Annotated in this window: 19 protein-coding genes; 2 read left to right on the top strand and 17 right to left on the bottom strand. The window is 68.3% G+C overall.

The features are described 5' to 3' along the window. Window positions 1-204 precede the first annotated feature (204 nt). The 13 genes from cheZ to flhD form a co-directional block, all read right to left on the bottom strand. A complete protein-coding gene (cheZ, locus tag HZI36_RS18595; RefSeq protein ID WP_179404129.1) occupies window positions 205-993 on the bottom strand; it encodes a protein phosphatase CheZ in 789 nt (262 codons plus the stop codon). Next, entirely contained in the window at window positions 993-1,388 is a 396-nt protein-coding gene (gene cheY / locus HZI36_RS18590; RefSeq protein WP_179404128.1) for a chemotaxis response regulator CheY, read from the bottom strand. Before cheY ends, cheZ begins: the two co-directional genes overlap by 1 nt. A gap of 109 nt (window positions 1,389-1,497) precedes the next feature. Then, the gene (locus HZI36_RS18585; RefSeq protein WP_343050278.1) at window positions 1,498-2,589 is read right to left on the bottom strand and encodes a protein-glutamate methylesterase/protein-glutamine glutaminase; all 1,092 of its coding nucleotides are present in this window, start codon (window positions 2,587-2,589) and stop codon (window positions 1,498-1,500) included. Further along, complete coding sequence (cheD, locus tag HZI36_RS18580; protein ID WP_179404126.1) at window positions 2,586-3,407, bottom strand: chemoreceptor glutamine deamidase CheD; 822 nt, start codon at window positions 3,405-3,407, stop codon at window positions 2,586-2,588. Before cheD ends, HZI36_RS18585 begins: the two co-directional genes overlap by 4 nt. Further along, on the bottom strand, window positions 3,404-4,420 hold the full coding sequence (locus HZI36_RS18575; RefSeq protein ID WP_179404125.1) for a CheR family methyltransferase: 1,017 nt from the start codon (window positions 4,418-4,420) through the stop codon (window positions 3,404-3,406). The genes cheD and HZI36_RS18575 overlap by 4 nt, the downstream gene beginning before the upstream one ends. Before the next feature lie 3 nt (window positions 4,421-4,423). Then, the gene (locus HZI36_RS18570) at window positions 4,424-6,505 is read right to left on the bottom strand and encodes a methyl-accepting chemotaxis protein (RefSeq protein ID WP_179404124.1); all 2,082 of its coding nucleotides are present in this window, start codon (window positions 6,503-6,505) and stop codon (window positions 4,424-4,426) included. Window positions 6,506-6,541: 36 nt separating this feature from the next. Beyond that, window positions 6,542-7,075: a chemotaxis protein CheW gene (gene cheW / locus HZI36_RS18565; protein ID WP_179404123.1), complete on the bottom strand. Its 534-nt coding sequence runs from the start codon at window positions 7,073-7,075 to the stop codon at window positions 6,542-6,544. A 33-nt stretch (window positions 7,076-7,108) separates the two neighbouring features. After that, on the bottom strand, window positions 7,109-9,490 hold the full coding sequence (gene cheA / locus HZI36_RS18560; protein ID WP_179404122.1) for a chemotaxis protein CheA: 2,382 nt from the start codon (window positions 9,488-9,490) through the stop codon (window positions 7,109-7,111). A gap of 32 nt (window positions 9,491-9,522) precedes the next feature. Then, on the bottom strand, window positions 9,523-9,900 hold the full coding sequence (locus HZI36_RS18555; RefSeq protein ID WP_179404121.1) for a response regulator: 378 nt from the start codon (window positions 9,898-9,900) through the stop codon (window positions 9,523-9,525). Between the two features lie 15 nt (window positions 9,901-9,915). Then, complete coding sequence (gene motB / locus HZI36_RS18550; protein ID WP_179404120.1) at window positions 9,916-10,941, bottom strand: flagellar motor protein MotB; 1,026 nt, start codon at window positions 10,939-10,941, stop codon at window positions 9,916-9,918. Window positions 10,942-10,954: 13 nt separating this feature from the next. Beyond that, complete coding sequence (gene motA / locus HZI36_RS18545; RefSeq protein ID WP_179404119.1) at window positions 10,955-11,815, bottom strand: flagellar motor stator protein MotA; 861 nt, start codon at window positions 11,813-11,815, stop codon at window positions 10,955-10,957. Window positions 11,816-12,164: 349 nt separating this feature from the next. After that, window positions 12,165-12,752, bottom strand: a complete 588-nt coding sequence (gene flhC, locus HZI36_RS18540) for a flagellar transcriptional regulator FlhC (RefSeq protein ID WP_179404118.1) — start codon at window positions 12,750-12,752, stop codon at window positions 12,165-12,167. 126 nt (window positions 12,753-12,878) lie between these two features. After that, on the bottom strand, window positions 12,879-13,199 hold the full coding sequence (flhD, locus tag HZI36_RS18535; protein WP_246327127.1) for a flagellar transcriptional regulator FlhD: 321 nt from the start codon (window positions 13,197-13,199) through the stop codon (window positions 12,879-12,881). 493 nt (window positions 13,200-13,692) lie between these two features. Between flhD and HZI36_RS18530 the strand changes: the two genes are divergently transcribed. Further along, window positions 13,693-14,757 carry a glycosyltransferase family 4 protein gene (locus HZI36_RS18530; protein ID WP_179404116.1) on the top strand — a complete coding sequence of 355 codons (1,065 nt, stop codon included), beginning with the start codon at window positions 13,693-13,695 and terminating at the stop codon, window positions 14,755-14,757. Window positions 14,758-14,834: 77 nt separating this feature from the next. On the opposite strand, the gene HZI36_RS18525 is transcribed toward HZI36_RS18530, so the two are convergent. The 3 genes from HZI36_RS18525 to HZI36_RS18515 form a co-directional block, all read right to left on the bottom strand. After that, window positions 14,835-15,131: an H-NS histone family protein gene (locus HZI36_RS18525; protein WP_179404156.1), complete on the bottom strand. Its 297-nt coding sequence runs from the start codon at window positions 15,129-15,131 to the stop codon at window positions 14,835-14,837. Between the two features lie 561 nt (window positions 15,132-15,692). After that, window positions 15,693-16,517, bottom strand: coding sequence for a Cof-type HAD-IIB family hydrolase (locus HZI36_RS18520; protein WP_179404115.1), 825 nt, complete (start codon window positions 16,515-16,517; stop codon window positions 15,693-15,695). 72 nt (window positions 16,518-16,589) lie between these two features. Continuing rightward, complete coding sequence (locus tag HZI36_RS18515) at window positions 16,590-17,477, bottom strand: glucosamine kinase nucleotide-binding domain-containing protein (protein WP_179404114.1); 888 nt, start codon at window positions 17,475-17,477, stop codon at window positions 16,590-16,592. 142 nt (window positions 17,478-17,619) lie between these two features. On the opposite strand from HZI36_RS18515, the gene HZI36_RS18510 reads away from it, so the two are divergent. Continuing rightward, window positions 17,620-18,210, top strand: coding sequence for a DNA-3-methyladenine glycosylase I (locus tag HZI36_RS18510; protein WP_179404113.1), 591 nt, complete (start codon window positions 17,620-17,622; stop codon window positions 18,208-18,210). 129 nt (window positions 18,211-18,339) lie between these two features. On the opposite strand, the gene rpsU is transcribed toward HZI36_RS18510, so the two are convergent. Beyond that, window positions 18,340-18,552 (bottom strand): 30S ribosomal protein S21, encoded by a 213-nt coding sequence (rpsU, locus tag HZI36_RS18505; RefSeq protein ID WP_006401410.1) that lies wholly within the window; start codon window positions 18,550-18,552, stop codon window positions 18,340-18,342. Window positions 18,553-18,882: the final 330 nt, after the last annotated feature.

Below are 18,882 nucleotides of genomic sequence, written 5' to 3'. Positions count from 1 at the left end.
GCCCCCTCGGGACTGCCCTCGATACGGGCGGGCTCGTGACGCTCGGCGCCGCCCTGCTTTTGACTGAACGCCGGTCGTTCGGCCGACGGTGAAACGTAGTATGCCTGCTGAGTGTGTCGCCGTGTCAAAAGAGCGGCGTAAGACTGTGTCAGATCAGTCTCGGCGCCGTATCAGAGCCGTCTCAGAGCCATTCCGGCCGCGTGCTCAAAAGCCGAGGCTCGCGAGCAGATCGTCGACCTGCGCCTGGTCCTGCACGACGTCGGCCTTGCCCTCGGGCGCGATCTGCGGGCCGTTCAGCAGCGCGTCGGGGCTCGCGGCGGCACCCGCCGACCGCTCGGCCGCGAACGCCGCGGCCGTCGCCGCGAACTGCTCGCGCCGCTCGGGCGCGATGTTCTCGATCAGCACGCCCAGCAGTTGCTGCTCGATCAGATAGACCATCTCCATGATCTTCTTGATCACCTGCCCGGTCAGATCCTGGAAGTCCTGCGCGAGCATGATCTCGAGCAGCTGCGCGTTGGTCGCGGCGGTCGCGGCCGGCAGTGCGCCGAGGAACGCGCGCGTGTCGTCCATCAGCTCGCGCACCTCCGCGCGCTCGATCGGCGCCGCGTACCACTGCGCCCAGCGCGCGTCGAGCGCCTCGGCCTCGTTCTGCACGCGCTCCTGCACCGGCTTCGCGACCTCGATCGCGGTCAGCACGCGCTCGGCCGCCTGCTCGGTCATCGACGCGACGTAGCGCAGCCGGTCGCGCGCGTCGGGCACCGCCTCCGCCGCACGCTCGACGTGCTTGTCGATCCCGAGCTCGTGCATCGAATCGCGCAGCGTGCGCGTCAGGTAGCCGATGCGCGCGAGGATCCGGTCGCTCGACGCATCGCCGGACTCGGCCAGGCCGTCGAGCGGAAGGTCCGCGCCGGCATGCGCCGCCGGGCCGTCCCACGCATGCTGGCTCGCCCCGTCGTGGGACGGCGAATGAAGAGAGTGCGTGGGCCGCTCCATCACGCCCCCGCCTTCGCCATTTTCTCGATGATCTTGCCGAGCTTCTCGTCGAGCGTCGCCGCGGTGAACGGCTTCACGACGTAGCCGTTCGCGCCCGCCTGCGCGGCCGCGATGATGTTCTCCTTCTTCGCCTCCGCCGTCACCATCAGCACCGGCAGGTGCGACAGCGACGCGTCCGCGCGGATCGCCTGCAGCATCGCGAGGCCATCGAGGTTCGGCATGTTCCAGTCGGAGATCACGAAGTCGAACCCGCCGTTGCGCAGCCGCACGAGCGCCGCCGCGCCGTCCTCGGCCTCGTCGACGTTGCCGTAGCCGAGTTCCTTCAGCAGGTTGCGGACGATCCGGCGCATCGTCGGGAAATCGTCCACCACCAGGATTCGCATGTTCTTGTCCATCTTCATTCCTCTTTCAGATTCGATTCCGCCGGCGCCCGCGCGAAGCGCGCACGCCGCTTTTTCGTTGCACGGCTACATGCGTAATACGGCGCTATACACGCTATACGCGCTATACGCGCTGCGCGCGCTCGCCCATCGTCGCGAGCCGCGCCATCACGCGCCGGCTCATCTCGGCGAGCGGCACGACCTCGTCGGCGCCGCCGACCGCGATCGCCTCGCGCGGCATCCCGAACACGACGCAGCTCGCCTCGTCCTGCGCAAGCGTGTACGCGCCCGCGCGGCGCATCTCGAGCAGACCGACCGCACCGTCGCGGCCCATGCCGGTCAGGATCACGCCGATCGCGTTCTTGCCCGCGTGCGCGGCCACCGAGCGGAACAGCACGTCGACCGACGGCCGGTGCCGGTTCACCGGCGCCTCCTCCGACAGGTGCGCGACGTAGTTCGCGCCGCTCCTCGCGAGCACCAGATGCGCGTGGCCCGGCGCGATGTACGCGTGACCGGGCAGCACGCGCTCGCCGTGCTCGGCTTCCTTCACCGCGATCCGGCACAGGCCGTTCAGCCGCTGCGCGAACGACTTCGTGAAGCCGGGCGGCATGTGCTGCGCGATCAGCACGGCGGGCGCGTCCGGCGGCAGCGGCGTCAGCACTTCGCGAATCGCCTCGGTGCCGCCCGTCGACGCGCCGACGATCAGCAGCTTCTCGGTGCTGACGAGCGGGTTGTTCAGCATCGGCACGGCCGCCTGCTGGCCGGCCGCGCGCACCGCCGCGTGCGGCTGCGGCGCGTGCCGCACGCGCGCGCGCGACGCCGCGCGGATCTTATCCGCAAGCTTTTCCGCGTAGTCGAGCAGCCCGTCGCGGATCCCGACGCGCGGCTTCGTGACGAAATCGACCGCGCCGAGCTCGAGCGCGCGCAGCGTGATCTCCGAGCCGCGCTCGGTCAGCGACGACACCATCACGACCGGCATCGGCCGCAGCCGCATCAGCCGCTCGAGGAAGTCGAGGCCGTCCATGCGCGGCATCTCGACGTCGAGCGTCAGCACGTCCGGGTTGTGTTGCTTGATGAGCTCGCGCGCGACGAGCGGATCGGGCGCAGTCGCGCAGACCTCCATGTCGGACTGGCCGTTGACGATCTCGGTCATCAGGCTGCGGATCAGCGCCGAATCGTCGACGCACAGCACTTTGATCTTCTGCACTTGGTTCACGACTCCCCCCGTTGTCTTGTGACGCTCCTGGGCGCGGCGGGCGCGCTCAGGCTGGTCGCGCCTGAGCCGGTCGCGCCTACGCTCGTCGCGCCAGCGCTCGTCGCACCTACGGCGGTCGCGCCTGCGCCAATCGCACCTACGCCGGCCACACCCACACCGGCCGCACCGAACAGCTCGATCCGCGCGGCCGCGCGCGGCGCCGGCGCCCGTGGCGAGAACAGCTCGACGCTCGGCCGCTCCCGCGCGGCGCGCGCCTCGTCGCGGGCGAGCGCGGCCTCGCGCACGGCCACGCCGGGCACCTGCAGCTTCAGCTTCTTCACCATCGCGCGGCCCGTGTGCGGCATATACGCAACCTTGCGCGGATGCACGTCCTGCAGATCCTCGGCCGTGATGCGGATCCGCTCGAGCGCCAGATAGCGGCGCACGAACTCCGCGTTGCGATCGCCGATGTTGATCGTCGTCATCCCGGCCAGCACCGCCGCGCCGCCGAACACCTTCGCCTCGAAGCGCTCGCGCCGGCCGCCTGCCTTGATCAACTCGTTGATCAGCACCTCCATCGCGTATGCGCCGTAGCGCATCGAATCGGACGCGGACGCGCCCGGCGCGGCGTCCGCGCCGTCGTCGGGCAGCATGAAATGGTTCATCCCGCCGATGCGTGCAATCGGATCGTGCAGGCACGCGGCGACGCACGAGCCAAGCACCGTCATCAGCACGATCTCGTCACCCGTCGTATAGAACTCGTTCGGCAACAGCTTCACGCCGGGCAGGCCGAAATGGTTGTCGAAGTAGCGGGTCGTCGCGATCGGCAGCGTGCTCATCGGCGATCCTCGCGGGCCGGCACGTGCGGATGCGGGGGAGTCCGGCCACCCGGCGCGGCCGGCGCGCGCACGCCGCCGGCGATCGAACCGCGAGCACTGGAGGCCCCGGAGACCCCGGAGGCGCCGCCCGCGCCGTCGCGCGCGCGCTCGTAGACCGTCTGCCCGCGCAGCCGGAACGCCTGCGTCACGTACGAGAAGTTCTCCGAATGGCCGGCGAACAGCAGCCCGCCCGGCTTCACGAGCGGCTCGAAGCGCGCAAGCACCTGCGCCTGCGTCGGCTTGTCGAAATAGATCATCACGTTGCGGCAGAAGATCGCATCGAACGGCTGCGCGATCCGGTAGTCCGCGTCGGTCAGGTTCAGCTGCTCGAAGCGGATCATCGCGCGCAGCTCCGGGCGCACCTTCACGCGCCCCGCCTGCGCGCCCGTGCCCCGCAGGAAGAAGCGCTTCAGCCGCTCCGGCGACAGGTGCTTGACCTGGTCGAACGTGTAGATGCCGGCCTCGGCCTTCGCGAGCACCTGCGTGTCGAGATCGGTCGCGAGAATCGTCGCGCCGCGCGACGCGTGCGCGCCGAGCGCCTCGATCAGCGTGATCGCGATCGAGTACGGCTCCTCGCCCGTCGACGCGGCCGAGCACCACACCGACAGCGGCACGTCGCGCCGCTTCGCGAACTCCGCGAGGATCGGGAAGTGGTGCGCCTCGCGGAAGAACGCGGTCAGGTTCGTCGTCAGCGCGTTCGTGAACGCCTCCCACTCGACCGGATCGTCGTCGCGCTCGAGCAGGTCGAGGTAGTCGCGGAACGTGTCGAGCCCGAGCGCGCGCAAGCGCCGCGCGAGCCGGCTGTACGCCATGTCGCGCTTGTGGTCGGACAGCGAGATCCCCGCGCGGCGATGGATCAGCGTGCGGATCCGCGCGAAATCGGCGGTCGTGAACGCGAAGTCGCGCCCCGGCTCGCCCGGGCGCGGCGACGCATCCGGGGACTCGGCACGAAGCGGCGCGCGCACGGTCGTCATGGCTTAGAAGGTCTCCCAGTCGTCGTCGGACGTGCCCGCGAGCGCCGGCTTCGGCTCGGCCGCGAGCGCGGGACGCACGAGCGCGGGCTTCGCGCTCGCCGATGCGGCGGCCGGCGACACCGGTTTGGCGACAGCGGCGGGCGCGCGCTTCGCGGCCGCGCGCGGCGCGGACGATGCGGCGGGCGCTGGCGCTGCGAACGCGGAAGCGGATGCGAAAGTGGCTGCGGAAGCGGACGCCGGTGCCGGTACGTGCGTAGACGCCGGCGCCGCCACGGACGCCCCCTTCGCTTCATCGCTCGCGCGCTTGGCCGCCGGCATCGCCTGCGCGGCGGACACGGCCGGCGCAACAGACGCACCGGACGCACCGGACGCACCGGACGCAACAGACGCACCGGACGCAACAGACGCACCGAACGCACTGAACGCACCGGACGCGACAGACCCAGCGGACGCACGCGACACGGCCGCCGTCCCGCGCGCGATCGCCGGCTCGCCGGCACCGCGCGTCGTCACCACCGTCTGCGCGATCCCGCCGGCCACGCGCCAGCCCGACACGACCGCCTTCAACTGCCGCGTCTGCTCCTCGAGCGACGCGGCCGCGGCCGCCGCCTGCTCGACGAGCGCCGCGTTCTGCTGCGTGACCGAATCCATCTGCCCGACCGCGCGGTTGACCTGCTCGATGCCGGTCGACTGCTCGTCGGACGCGGCGCTGATCTCGCCCATGATGTCGGTCACGCGGCGCACCGCCTGCACGATCTCGTCCATCGTCGAACCGGCGCGCGCGACGAGCGACGCGCCGCTCTGCACCTTGTCCACCGAATCGCCGATCAGCTGCTTGATCTCCTTCGCGGCGGCCGCGCTGCGCTGCGCGAGCGAGCGCACCTCGCCCGCGACGACCGCGAAGCCGCGCCCCTGCTCGCCCGCGCGCGCCGCCTCGACGGCCGCGTTCAGCGCGAGGATGTTCGTCTGGAACGCGATGCCCTCGATCGTGCCGATGATGTCGACGACCTTGCCCGAGCTCCCCGCGATGTCCTGCATCGTCGTGACCACCTCGCCGACCACGCGCCCGCCCGTGAGCGCGATGTCCGACGCGTTGACCGCGAGCTGGCTCGCCTGCCGCGCGTTCTCCGCGTTCTGGCGCACGGTGCCGGTCAGCTGCTCCATGCTCGCGGCCGTTTCCTGCAGCGATGCGGCCTGCTCCTCGGTGCGCTGCGACAGGTCGATGTTGCCGGCCGCGATCTCGTGCGCGCCGACGTCGATCGATTCGGAACCGCGATGCACGGCCTGCACCATCGACGTCAGTGCGACGTGCATCCGCTGCAGGCCCGCGAACAGCCGGCCGATCTCGTTGTTCGTCAGCACCTTCACCGGCACGGTCAGATCGCCCGCCGCGATCCGCTCGCAGTGCGCGATCGCGGTCACGAGCGGCCGCACGATCAGCCGGCGCATCAGCAGTTGCATCGCGACGACGAGCACCACCGCGAGCCCCATGCCGACGGCGATCAGCACGGTCATCAGCTCGCTGCGCGCGCGCGTCGACGCATAGCGTGCATCGGCGCTCTTCTCCAGCGCATTGGCGACGTCGTCGGTCGCCCCGCTGTATGCGGCGAACATCGGGCTGATCTTCGTGTCCGCGACCTGGTGATAGGCCGCCATGTCCTTGTCGCGCACCGCCGCGATTTCCGGCCCGAGGCCGTCGTTGACGATCGCCGTGAAGCGCGCGCCGAGCGTCTGGACGAGCGCCGGCTCGACATCCGCGTTCGGAATCGCCTGGAACGTTTGCCACTGCTTCACGCCCCGGTCGCGCAGGCTTTCCGCGAGCACCAGCACCTTTTCCCCGCCGTCGAAGTCGCCCGCCTCGGTCAGTGCACGCGCGCGCTCGACGAGCACGCGTGCGCTCAGCAGATACGCCGACGCATTGTCGAGCGCGCGGATCGCGGGCAGATCGACGTGCGCGTTCGCGTCTAGCGAGCGGCTCGCGCGATTCAGCGCGAACAGGCCGAGGCCGCCGAGCATCATGGCGAGACACACGAGAATGAGTCCGGCGGACGCGAGCGTCGTGCGGACCGACCAGTTTTTCAGCATTGCGGGTTCTCCTCCGTCCTTCCTTGTCGCGGCCGCTTATGCGCCGACCGCGTCGATCAGCGCCATCTCCTGGCTCGACATCAGCTTTTCGATGTCCATCAGGATCAGCATCCGGCCGTCGACGGTGCCGAGGCCCGTCAGATACTCGGTCGTCAGCGTCGCGCCGAACTCGGGCGCGGGCATGATCTGCTCGGTGCCGAGCGTGAGCACGTCCGACACGCCGTCGACGACCATCCCCACCACGCGATGCGCGACGTTCAGGATGATCACGACCGTCTGGTGGTCGTAGTCGACGCGGCCGAGATTGAACTTGATCCGCATGTCGACGATCGGCACGATGATCCCGCGCAGGTTGATCACGCCCTTGATGAACGCGGGCGCGTTCGCGATCCGCGTGACGCTGTCGTAGCCGCGGATCTCCTGCACCTTCAGGATGTCGATGCCGTACTCCTCGTCGCCGAGCGTGAACACGAGGAACTCCTGGCCCGCCGCGTCGCCGTGCCCGGCGTCGCGGCGCACGGGCGCCGCTTGCGCGGCCGCCGGATGGATCAGTTGGACTTCTGCAGACATGGTTGCCTCCAGTCGGATGATGAATGGCGTGAATCAGGAAAGGGCGGCCTGTGCCCCAAGGGCACTTCCTTCGGGGCGTACGGCACGCGGATGCGCACCGTGCGTCGCGCGGGCGTCGCGGTTCAGCGCGGCGACGTCGACGATCAGCGCGACGCTGCCGTCGCCGAGAATCGTCGCGGCCGAGATGCCGTGCACCTTGCGATAGTTCGTTTCGAGGTTCTTCACGACGACCTGCTGCTGGCCGACGAGCTCGTCGATCAGCATCGCGAAGCGGCGGCCCTCGGTCTCCATGATCGTGACGATCCCCTGCGTCGGATCGGTGCGCGCGTCGTCGACCGAGAACACGCCGTGCAGCGCGACGAGCGGCAGGTATTCGCCGCGCACGCGCACGACGCGCTCGCCGTTGCCGACCGTGTAGATGTCGTCGGCGCTCGGCTGCAGCGACTCCATCACGAAGTTCAGCGGCAGGATGAAAATTTCGCGGCCGACCTTCACCGACATCCCGTCGAGGATCGCGAGCGTGAGCGGCAGCATGATGCGCGTCGTCGTGCCGCGGCCGGCCTGCGACGCGATCTCGACGTGCCCGCCCATCGACTGGATGTTGCGCTTCACGACGTCCATCCCGACGCCGCGGCCCGACACGTCGGTCACGGTCTCGGCGGTCGAGAAGCCGGGCTCGAAGATCAGGTTCCACACGTCTTCGTCCGCGATGTTCTCGGACACGTGCATCCCCTGCTTCGCGGCCTTCGCGAGGATCCGCTCGCGGTTCAGGCCCGCGCCGTCGTCGCTGACCTCGATCACGATGTTGCCGCCGTGATGCGCGGCCGACAGCACGAGCTGGCCGACCGGCGCCTTGCCGGCCGCGCGCCGCTTCTCGATGGTCTCGATCCCGTGGTCGAGGCTGTTGCGCACGAGGTGCGTGAGCGGATCGATGATCCGCTCGATCAGGCTCTTGTCGAGCTCGGTCGCCTGGCCGAACGTGACGAGCTCGACTTCCTTGCCGAGTTTGCCGGCGAGATCGCGCACGACGCGTGGGAAGCGGCTGAACACGTAGTCCATCGGCATCATCCGGATCGACATCACCGCTTCCTGCAGGTCGCGCGCGTTGCGCTCGAGCTGCGCCATCCCGTTGAACAGGCGGTCGTGCAGCGCGGGGTCGAGCGTGCTCGCGGTCTGCGCGAGCATCGCCTGCGTGATCACGAGCTCGCCGACGAGGTTGATCAGCTGGTCGACCTTCTCGACGCCGACGCGGATCGAGCCGCCTTCGCCGTTCGCCCCGGCCGCGGCGGCCGGGCGCGCACGGCGGTCGTCGTGGGCGGGCGGGGGCGGCTGTGTGGCGGTGGATGGGGTCGGCTGCGCGGCGGCGGGCACGGCCGGCGAAACGTCGGCGGACATGGCCGGCGCGGGTTGTGGCACGTCCGGGCGGACGGCGGATTGTGCGGCAGTGGACGGGGTCGGCTGCGCGGCGGACGCCGGCGGCAGATCCGCCGGATGCGACGCCGCCTGCGTCGCGGCCTCGGCCTCCGTCCGCGCGGCCTGCTCGCCCGGCGCGGCGCCGCGACTGACGCGAATCTGGCTCGCGTCGATCACGAAGCAGCAGACCGCGACGATGTCGTCCGCCGACACGTCCGATTCGAGCCACAGCGTCAGGTCGCCGCCGTCCTTCGCACGGCCGACGATCTCGCCCAGATTGCCGAGCTCCTCGGTCAGCAGCGCCTGATCCTTCTCGTCGACGCCGGAGAGCGTGATCCGCAGGTGCGGGCCGTCACCGCCATCGGCCGGCGGATGCGCTGCTTCGAGCGCCTGCTCGACGACGTGGTCGGGCGCGCCGTCCGCCGCGCTGCCCGTCACGCCGCCCGTCGCACCGCCCGTCGTATATGCCGATGCGGACGCCAGCGCCGGCGCGCCGGCAACGTCGGCCGAAAACAGCCCGGCGGCAGCCGGCATGCCCGGCGCGGCCGATACCGCCTGCGCCGTCGGCGCGACCGCCTCGGCCACCCCGGCGGTCGACGCCCCCGCGTCCCCGCTCTCGGCCCCGAGCCGCTCGAGCGTCGCGCAGATCGCGGCGGCGGCCGCCGCGTCCGGCTCGGTGCTCGCGCGATAGTCGGCGAGTTGCTCGGACAGCACGTCCTTCGTTTCGAGGAACGCGTCGACCATCCGCTTCGTCAGCGTCAGCTCACGGTTGCGCGCGCGGTCGAGCAGCGATTCGAGGATGTGTGTGGTCTCGGTCAGCGCCGAAAAGCCGAACGTCGCGGCGCCGCCCTTGATCGAATGCGCGGCGCGGAAGATCGCCGCGAGATCCTCGGGGTCGGGCGCGCCGACGTCGAGGTTCAGGAGCAGTTGCTCCATCTGCGCGAGCAGCTCGTCCGCCTCGTCGAAGAAGGTCTGATAGAACTGAGTGATGTCGAGAGTCATGCCGGGTCACCGATGAATTCGTCGCATTCGATTCAGGATGCCGTCTGCGCGGACAGCGACGCGACCAGCTCCGTCAGCATGTCCGGCGCGATCGGCTTCGCGATCCAGCCCGTTGCGCCCGCGTCGCGCGCGGCCGTCTTGAACGCGTCGCCGCTCTCGGTCGTCAGCACGAGAATCGGCGTCGCCTGGTACGGCGGCCATGCGCGCAGCGCCGCGATCACCTCGAGGCCGCTCTTGCCCGGCATGTTGTGATCGGTCAGCACGAGGTCGAATGGCGTGACCGACGCCGCCTCGATGCCGCGATCGCCGTCCGCCGCGACCGTCACGTCGTAGCCCGCCTGCGCGAGCGTCGTCTGAAGAAGCGCGCGCATGGTCGCGGAATCGTCGATGGCGAGAATGGTTCGGATCATGGGTGTCTGAATGCGTCAGGGTTGGACCGCGCGGGGAGCCGCCGCGCTCGTTGCGGGCGCAACCGGGCCGGCGCCCGGCGCGACGCCGAGCTGCTCCGAGAACTGCCGCGAGCCCGCGGCGTCGGCCGACAGCGTCGTCGTCGTCGCGTCGTCGCGCGTGAACGCCGCCTCGGCCCGGCTGTTCAGCACGATCACGCTGATGCGGCGGTTCTCCGGGTCGAGCGGGTCGGCCTTGTTCAGGTTCTGCGTCGACGCGAGGCCGATCACGCGCAGCACCTTCGCTTCGTCCATCCCGCCCGCGACCAGCTCGCGGCGCGACGCGTTCGCTCGGTCCGACGACAGCTCCCAGTTGCTGTAGCCGCGCTCGCCGGCCGCGTACTGCACCGCGTCCGTATGCCCCTGCACGATGATCCGGTTCGGCACGCCGTTCAGCGTGTTGCCGATCTCGCGCAGGATGTCGCGCATGTACGGCTCGACCTGGTCACTCGCCGTCGCGAACATCGGCCGCTTCTGCGTATCGACGATCTCGATGCGCAGCCCCATCAGCGTCGAATCGATACGGATCTGCTGGCGGAACTGGCGTAGCGTCGGGTTCGCGTCGATCGCGGCGATCAGCTTGATCTGCAGGTCGTGCAAGCGCGCGCGCTCGACGCGATCGAGCTCGCCCTGCGCCTGCGCGCGCGCGTTCTCGTCGTTCTGCTTCGCGAGGCGGTCGGCCAGGCTCGTCGAGCCGTCGGTGCGGCGCGTCGTGCCCGCGTCGGCGCTCGTCAGGTCGCGCCCGCCGCCCTGCAGCACGCTCGAATCGGTCGCGCTGCGGTCGCCGCCGCCGAGCAGCGCGGCCTTCAGCGGCATGTTGAAATATTCCGCGATCCCCTTGAGCTGCGCGGTCGACACCGAGCCGAGCAGCCACATCAGCAGGAAGAACGCCATCATCGCGGTCATGAAATCCGCGTACGCGAGCTTCCACGCCCCGCCGTGGTGGCCCTTCTTGCCCGCCGTCACACGCTTGACGACGATCGCGCGATCCTTGTCCTTGCTCATCGGCGGCCTCGCGTCACTGCGCCTTCACGCGGCGCACGTGCTCTTCGAGCTCCGAGAACGACGGGCGCTCGGTCGAGAACAGCACCTTGCGGCCGAACTCGACCGCGATCGCCGGCGCATAGCCGTTCAGCGTCGCGAGGATCGTGACCTTGATGCACTGGAACATCTTCGTCGACTCGGCGACGCGCTGCTCCGCGAGGCTCGCGAGCGGGCCGAACAGGCCGTACGACAACAGAATGCCGAGGAACGTGCCGACGAGCGCCGACGCGATCATCGCGCCGAGCACCGCGGGCGGCTTGTCGGCGGACGCCATCGTGTGCACGACGCCCATCACCGCCGCGACGATCCCGAACGCGGGCATCGCGTCGCCGACGCGCATCAGCGCGTGCGCGGGCGCTTCGCCCTCGGTGTGGTGCGTCTCGATCTCCTCGTCCATCAGGCTTTCGATCTCGAACGCGTTCATGTTGCCGCTGACCATCAGGCGCAGGTAGTCGGTCAGGAATTCGACGATGTGGTGATCGGACAGGATGCGCGGATGCTGCGTGAAGATCGGGCTCTTCGACGGATCGTCGATGTCGGACTCGAGCGCGAGCGTGCCTTCCTTGCGCGCCTTCGCGAGCAGCACGTACAGGAGCCCCATCAGCTCCATGTACAGTTCCTTCGAGTATTTCGAGCCCTTGAAGAGCGTCGGCAGCATGCGCGCGGTCGCCTTGATCGTCTTGATGCCATTGCCGATGATGAACGCGCCGAAGCCCGCACCGACGATCATCAGGATCTCGACCGGCTGAATCAGCGCGCCGAGATGCCCGCCGGCCAGCGCATAGCCGCCGAACACGGACAACAGCGTCACGAGTGTTCCCACGAGAATCAGCACAGCCCGTCCCTCACAGAATGAACGGCGGAAGACCGCCGTGATGAGCACGTTTACGGCAGCCGGCGGGAAAACTTTGGCGGCGGGGTGGGAACCCGGGGGCGGGGGAACCCTTGGGCGACGCGGATTTGCGGCGAAGACCGGGAAGAGGCGGCGGGAAAGAGACGGCGATCCGGCGCGTGGCGCGGCCGTTCAGCCGCGCTGCGCCCAGGACTCAGACGGCGACGAGCGCGGGATCCGGACGGCGGCGGACGCGGAACTCAGACGCGACGCCGCGCGCGGGATTCAGACAGCGGCAGGCGCGGGATTCAAACGGCTCCGCGCCGGATTAGGACGGCGACGAACGCGGGATTCAGGCCGCGGCGAACGCCTCGGCGGGCGCGACGGCCGGCGGCGGCGCGACCCGGCCCGCCCGCTCGGCCGCGGCCTTGCGGGTCTTGCCGGCGCGCGACGGCGGCTGGCACAGCCCGCAGACGTAGCCCTGATGCGGATCGTGCGCATGCGCGACGAAGTGCCCGCCGCAGCGCGTGCACGGCACGCGCTCGAGCATCCCGGAATCGAAGAAGCGCACGAGCGTCCACGCGCGCGTGAGGCTCAGCACCTCCTCCTCGCCGGACAGCCGGATGTGTTCGAGATAGAGCCGGTACGCCTTCACGATCGACTGGATCGAATCGCAGCGGCCGTGATCCTGCATGAAGCGGTAGATGTTGTAGAACAGCGACGAGTGAATGTTCGGCTGCCAGGTCATGAACCAGTCGGTCGAGAACGGCAGCATCCCCTTCGGCGGCGATTCGCCGCGGAGTTCCTTGTACAGCTTGATCAGCCGATCCCGCGACAGGTTCGTCTCGGCCTCGAGCAGTTGCAGCCGGGCGCCCAGTTCGATCAGTTCGATGGCGAGCGTGATTTCCTTCACCTCGACCACGACGCTTTTGCTTGCCATAGTGATAACCGTTCCAGTGGTGACCGCCCGCTTCCGCCCCCGCCGCTGCCGTTGCCGTGGCAACAGCCGCCCGTGCGGCGCGTGCGCGTCGGCGGGAACCGCGAGGACAACGTTTAACTGATGCGTCTAGCAGAGGCTTTCGACCGGCTGGCCGGCCATCAGGATCGCGGAATGCGCATGTGTGACGGCGTCGCCCCGCCCCTTGTCGGCAAGCGAGGCGAGCAGCGCGTGATCGTCGAAGCGGAAGCGGCACAGCATCTGGTTCGATGCGGCGAGCTTGACCGTCTGCGCGAGCGTGAGATTGACGAGAACGTCGGCGAGCTCCTCGGAAATCCCCATGCGAAACATCCCCATCGGCTTGTCTTCGCGCAGCAGGCGCTGCGACAGAAGCAGGTACGACAGGTTCACTTCCTTTATCTCGCCGAGCATGTCGTTCGATGCGTTCATGATTGCCCCGATTGTCTTCAAGTCTTTGACGTGCCGTGGAAACGTTGTCCGAGCGCGCGCACGTGGCGCGCAATCGCTGGTCTCCTGAGCATCATTCTGACCAATCGGCATTTACACGGGTATCGGGAAAGAGGTGCGCGCTCTGCGAGATTTCTCTGTAAACCGCGTAGGAATATTCCGACAAGTCTGACGGAAAAGCAGAACGGAACGAAAAGACACGACGAAACGCCGCGAAAGGCAGGCCCGGCAAGGCTGCCGGGCAGGTCGATCAAGGAAAAATTATAGGGATTTTTCGTACCCGCGCAATACTAATTGAGGGCGCAAATCGACCGAACAGACGCCATTTTTCAGGTCAATTTTCCCGTATTTCATCGTGTAACAAGGGTTAAGTGTTTGAAAAAACGCTCGAATCGAGCGGATCGATCCCGATAATGGATTCCATTGGGCGGGGGCGGCCCTCAAGCCCCCACCCGATCGACCCAGGAGATCGTTCATGCGCATTGCCCAGATCGCCCCGCTCCACGAAGCCGTTCCGCCGAAACTCTACGGCGGTACCGAGCGCGTCGTGTCCTACCTCACCGAAGCCCTCGTCGAGCTCGGCCACGACGTCACGCTGTTCGCGAGCGGGGACTCGGTCACGTCCGCCCGCCTCGAGGCAGCCTGGCCGCGCGCGCTACGGCTCGATCCGTCGATCCGCGACGCGATGGCGCCCCACATGCGTCTGCTCGAGCAGGTCGCTCAAGTCGCACACGAATTCGACGTGCTGCACTTCCATCTCGACTATCTGCCGTTTCCGCTGATGTCGCGCCTCGACGTGCCGTACGTGACGACGCTGCACGGCCGCCTCGATCTGCCCGAGCTGCAGCCGGTGTTCGACACGTTCCCGGACGCGCCCGTCGTGTCGATCTCCGACGCGCAGCGCAAGCCGCTGCCGCAGGCCGCATGGGCCGGCACGGTCCATCACGGGCTGCCGGCCCAGCTGCTGACGCCGCACGCCGGCGCGAAGCCGGAATATCTGGCGTTCCTCGGCCGCATCTGCCCGGAAAAGCGCGTCGACACCGCGATCCGGATCGCCGCGCAAAGCGGGCTGCCGCTGAAGATCGCCGCGAAGGTCGACAAGGCGGACGAGACGTACTTCAAGGAAGAAATCGAGCCGCTGCTCGGCGCCGCGCACGTCGAGTTCGTCGGCGAGATCAACGAGGCGCAGAAGCCGGCGTTCCTGTCCGGCGCGAAGGCATTGCTGTTCCCGATCGACTGGCCGGAGCCGTTCGGCCTGGTGATGATCGAGGCGATGGCGTGCGGCACGCCGGTCGTCGCGTTCAACCGCGGCTCGGTGCCGGAGGTGATCGAGGACGGCGTGACGGGCTTCATCGTCGAGGACGTGCAGGGCGCGATCGGCGCACTGCAGCGCATTGACGCGCTTTCGCGGGAATCGATCCGCGCGCGATTCGACTTGCGCTTCAGCGCGCAAACGATGGCGCGGCGCTACGTGGAAACTTACGAATCGCTTTGTGCGGCGACGAAACGGCCAGCATTGCGCCGGGTGGCAGGCGGCTGACGCCCCGATATTCCCCGGGAAAACCGCCGCGAAAATCGAAAGAGCCGCATCGACGATGCGGCTCTTTTGCCGAATGCTTATTCGATCAGAAAGCGGTCGCGGTTTTTGCCGGCAATCCAATTCGGCGGTTTGCCACGGCCACTCCAGGTCGCGCCCGTCTTCGGATCGCGATATTTCGGCGGCAGCGGCGCCTTTTTCGGCGGCCGGCCGCGGCGCGCGCGCTCCGCAAACCCCAGATCCTGCGCCGTCAGGCCGTATTCGGCGATCAGCCGCTGCACGTCGGCGATCACGGCTTCGACTTCCTGTCGACGCACCTCGTCCGCTTGCGCCTGCAATTCGACGATCTGTGCCTTGATCTTGGCGTATTGAGACATTTGAGCTCCCTGTTTCATGATTTCGCGCCGGCAATTCCAGCCTAGGTATCGTGCGTGGGTAACGCAATCCGCACTGGCACCACCCATGAAGCAATAAACAACCGTATTTTTAACCAAAACGGCTATATAAAGAATGCGGACTTATTCTAATAAAAACGGCCCCGCCAGCCTTTCGGGATTTGACAATCCTTGACGCTTGTTACGCGCAAACGTTTTCTATAATGCTAACCAGAGTTCGGACGAGGGCTGAAACAGAAAACCGAACCACAACTTCCGGCTGCGCGCGACTTCGCTCACACGGCGACGACGAGCGAAAACCGGCCCGCACGGCGGCCGGCCAGCCGGTGCACGAGGCGCACGAGGCGCATAAACACGGACAAACGCGAACGAACGTTTCGCCGATCGAGAAATACGACGGGGCCTGAGAGGCCGAAAACCGGCCATCCGCCCGCTCGGACGACAATAACCAAACCGGGGCACGCGGGTATGGAGCAGCGAGCCTCTCGCTGTCGAACAAGACTAGAGGCACATCCCTTCGACGGGCGCTACGGCGCCCGTTTTTCATTGCGCGGCGATATCGTCCTCGAGCGCGAACAGCGTGCGCAGATGGCGAGCGACGCCGGCATCGTAGTTATTACCGATTCTTGGGATGTGCGGCAAATGCGCGACCAGATCGGGGTTCGCGTTGTTCATCATGAACGCGTGACCGGCGGTTTCGAGCAGGTCGATGTCGTTCATGTTGTCGCCGAACGCGATGCAGTGGCCGGGATCGACGCCGAGGCGCCCGAGCACCGCGCGCAGCGCGCGGCCCTTCGACACGTTCGCCGCCATCACTTCGAGGCAGTCGGGCAGCGAGTACGTCACGTACAGCGCGTCGCCGAACTGCGCGCGCAGTTGCGCGGCCACCTCCGCGAGATCCGACGGCTCGCCGATATAGAGCACCTTCGCGATGTCGGTGCCGTCGTGAGACGCCATCTCGATCACCTGATAGTTGAAGCCCGAATCCTGATGGAAATCGAGCAGATGCGGCGCGTCGCGATCGATCAGCCAGCCCCGCTCGGCGAACAGGTTGACGATCACGCGGCCGTGCGCGCCGGCGACGTCGGGCAGCACGATGCGGCGGACGATGGCCGGGTCGATGTCCTGCGCGTGGATCGTCGTGTCGTCGGGCGCATGGACGCGCGCGCCGTTCGACGTGATCAGATAGGGCCGGATGCCGAGCACATCGCGAATGCCCGCGACGTCCGCGTAATGACGCCCGGTCGCGATGACGAACTGCAGCCCGTCGCGATCGAGTCGGCGCACCGTGTCGATCGTGTACGGATCGAGCTGATGCGCGGCGTTGAGCAGGGTGCCGTCGAGATCGGTGGCGATGACTTTGTACATGGGACGAAAAAGGCGGGCCGCGCAGGCGAAACCGGCATTTTAACGTCCGCGGCCCGGGCGCGCCGCGACGCGTCAGGCGCCCTCCCGTCCAGCCAGCTCGGCCAGCCGCAATGCCACGCGCAGCGCGCCGTGCGCGGAATCCTCGAGCGGCGCGCGCAGCCGCGCGACGTGGCGCGCCGGGACGGACGGCGCGAGCGCATCGGCGAGCCCGCCGCACAGCGCGACCGGCCATTCGCCGCGCGGATCGAGCGTATCGATCATCTTGCCGATTTCATCGCCCGCCTGCGCGATCAGCGCGCCGGCGAACGGATGCGCGCGGTGCGCGAGCACGATCGGCGCGAGCCGCGCGTAGGCCGTCTGGTTCGCCTCGCACGACCACTGGACGAGCGCGTCGCGATCCTGCGCGCCGGTTTCGGCGAGCAGCGCGGCGGCCAGCGCGTCGCGCGGCACGCGGCCGTCGAGCGCCTGCTGCGCATACGCGAGCGCGCGCAGCCCGAGCCACGCGCCGCTCGCTTCGTCGCCGGACGGGAAGCCGTAGCCGCCCGCGATCCGGCACACGCCCGTGCCGTCGAGCGCGGCCGCGATGCTGCCGGTGCCGAGCGCGACGATCACGCCCGGCGCGCCGCCGTGCGCGCCGACGACCGTTGTGTACGCATCGCTTTCGACGTCGAGCGCCCGCAGCGGCGCCTGCGCGCGGAACGCGGCGAGCCAGCCCGCATTGTTCACGCCCGCGAGCCCGCAGCCGAGCACGCAGCGCGACCAGTCGAACGCGAGGCCCGCCTGCGTGAACGCATCCGCGCATGCCGTGCCGATCGACGCCCATGCGCGCTCGATGCCGAGGCCGAGCCCCGACGGGCCGGCGCGCCCCTGCGCGAGTTCGCGCCCTTCCAGATCCGCGAGCACCGCGCGCGTGCCGGTGCCGCCGCCGTCGATGCCAACCGCGTAGCGAGTTTCCGTCATTCCTTGATCCCGACGATTCGAACAGGCGCCCAGCTTAACCGGATCGCGGCCCCGCGCCCATCCGCCGTTCGGCCAGCTTTGCCGCCCCGGACGGTTCCGCTATGCTGGCGCGATCGAATCGGGACAGCAAGCGGGGAACACGATGTCGCAACGGTGCAACTGGGTCAGGACGGAAGCGGACGCTCACTATCACGACACCGAATGGGGCGTGCCGTCGCACGACGACCGCCATCTGTTCGAGATGCTGATCCTCGAAGGCGCGCAGGCGGGGCTGTCGTGGTCGACGATCCTGAACAAGCGCGCCGGCTACCGCGCGGCATTCGCCGATTTCGACGTCGACGCGGTCGCGCGCTTCACGCCGAAACGCATCGACAAGCTGCTGCTCGATCCGGGCATCGTCCGCAATCGCGCGAAAGTGGAGGCCACGGTCACGAACGCCCGCGCGGTCCAGCAGATTCGCGCGGAACACGGCTCGCTCGCGCGGTTTCTGTGGTCGTTCGTCGATCACGAGCCGATTCAGAACGCATGGCCGTCGTATCGCGACGCGCCCGCGTCGACCGAGCGCTCCGACGCGCTCAGCAAGGCGCTGAAGGCCTACGGGTGCAAGTTCGTCGGCTCGACAATCTGCTACGCGCTGATGCAGGCGACCGGCATGGTCAACGATCACGAGGTCGGCTGCCCGTGCCATGCCCGCTGCGCGGCGCTCGGCGGCAAGCAGCCAGCCGGCCGCTAGGCGCCGCCCGAGAGAATCCCGCCCCGATTTCACGCGGATTTCACGCTTTGTGCGGGGCCCTCAAAGCAAAACGGCGGAGCGGCTTCCGAGGAAGCACGCTCCGCCGTTGCGCGGCGAACCGGAAAAAGCTTAGTGGAGCTTCTTCGGCAGCATCTGGCTGCGCAGGCGCTTGTGCAGACGCTTCACCGCAGCGGCCTTCTTGCGCTTGCGGACAGCGGTCGGCTTTTCATAGGACTGGCGCTCACGCAGCTCGGCGATCAGGCCGTTCTTTTCGATCGCGCGACGAAAGCGGCGGATCGCCACTTCGAACGGCTCGTTTTCTTTCAGAAGAATCGTCGTCATGTAATTCCTAACTTTTGCTTGATACGGTTTATCGAGGTGGCGGCGAACCGCGCACGCGCCAGCCGCGCCGCCCGCACCGGGCAACCCGACGGATCGGACCCGAACGCACCGCACAGCCGCCATGTAGGCCGGAAAAGAGAAGTGGGAGCTCGCTGCAAAACGAGGCCGGCGCACGACGCCTGGGCACTCCACTTGTCAGCCGCTGCTTTGCACTTTGTTCGCCGCTTGGACAACCTGCGAACCAAGCAAATATCTCAATCCACTCGCGAACTCGCGATGATAACAGGAAAGTCATTCGCTGGCTACTATCTATTCGCGGCGTGTTCGCGG

The organism is Burkholderia guangdongensis (assembly GCF_013403875.1).
Classification (GTDB): domain Bacteria; phylum Pseudomonadota; class Gammaproteobacteria; order Burkholderiales; family Burkholderiaceae; genus Burkholderia; species Burkholderia guangdongensis.
The sequence above is the reverse complement of the archived record's forward strand: the minus strand, read 5'-3'. Positions and strand labels throughout refer to the sequence as shown.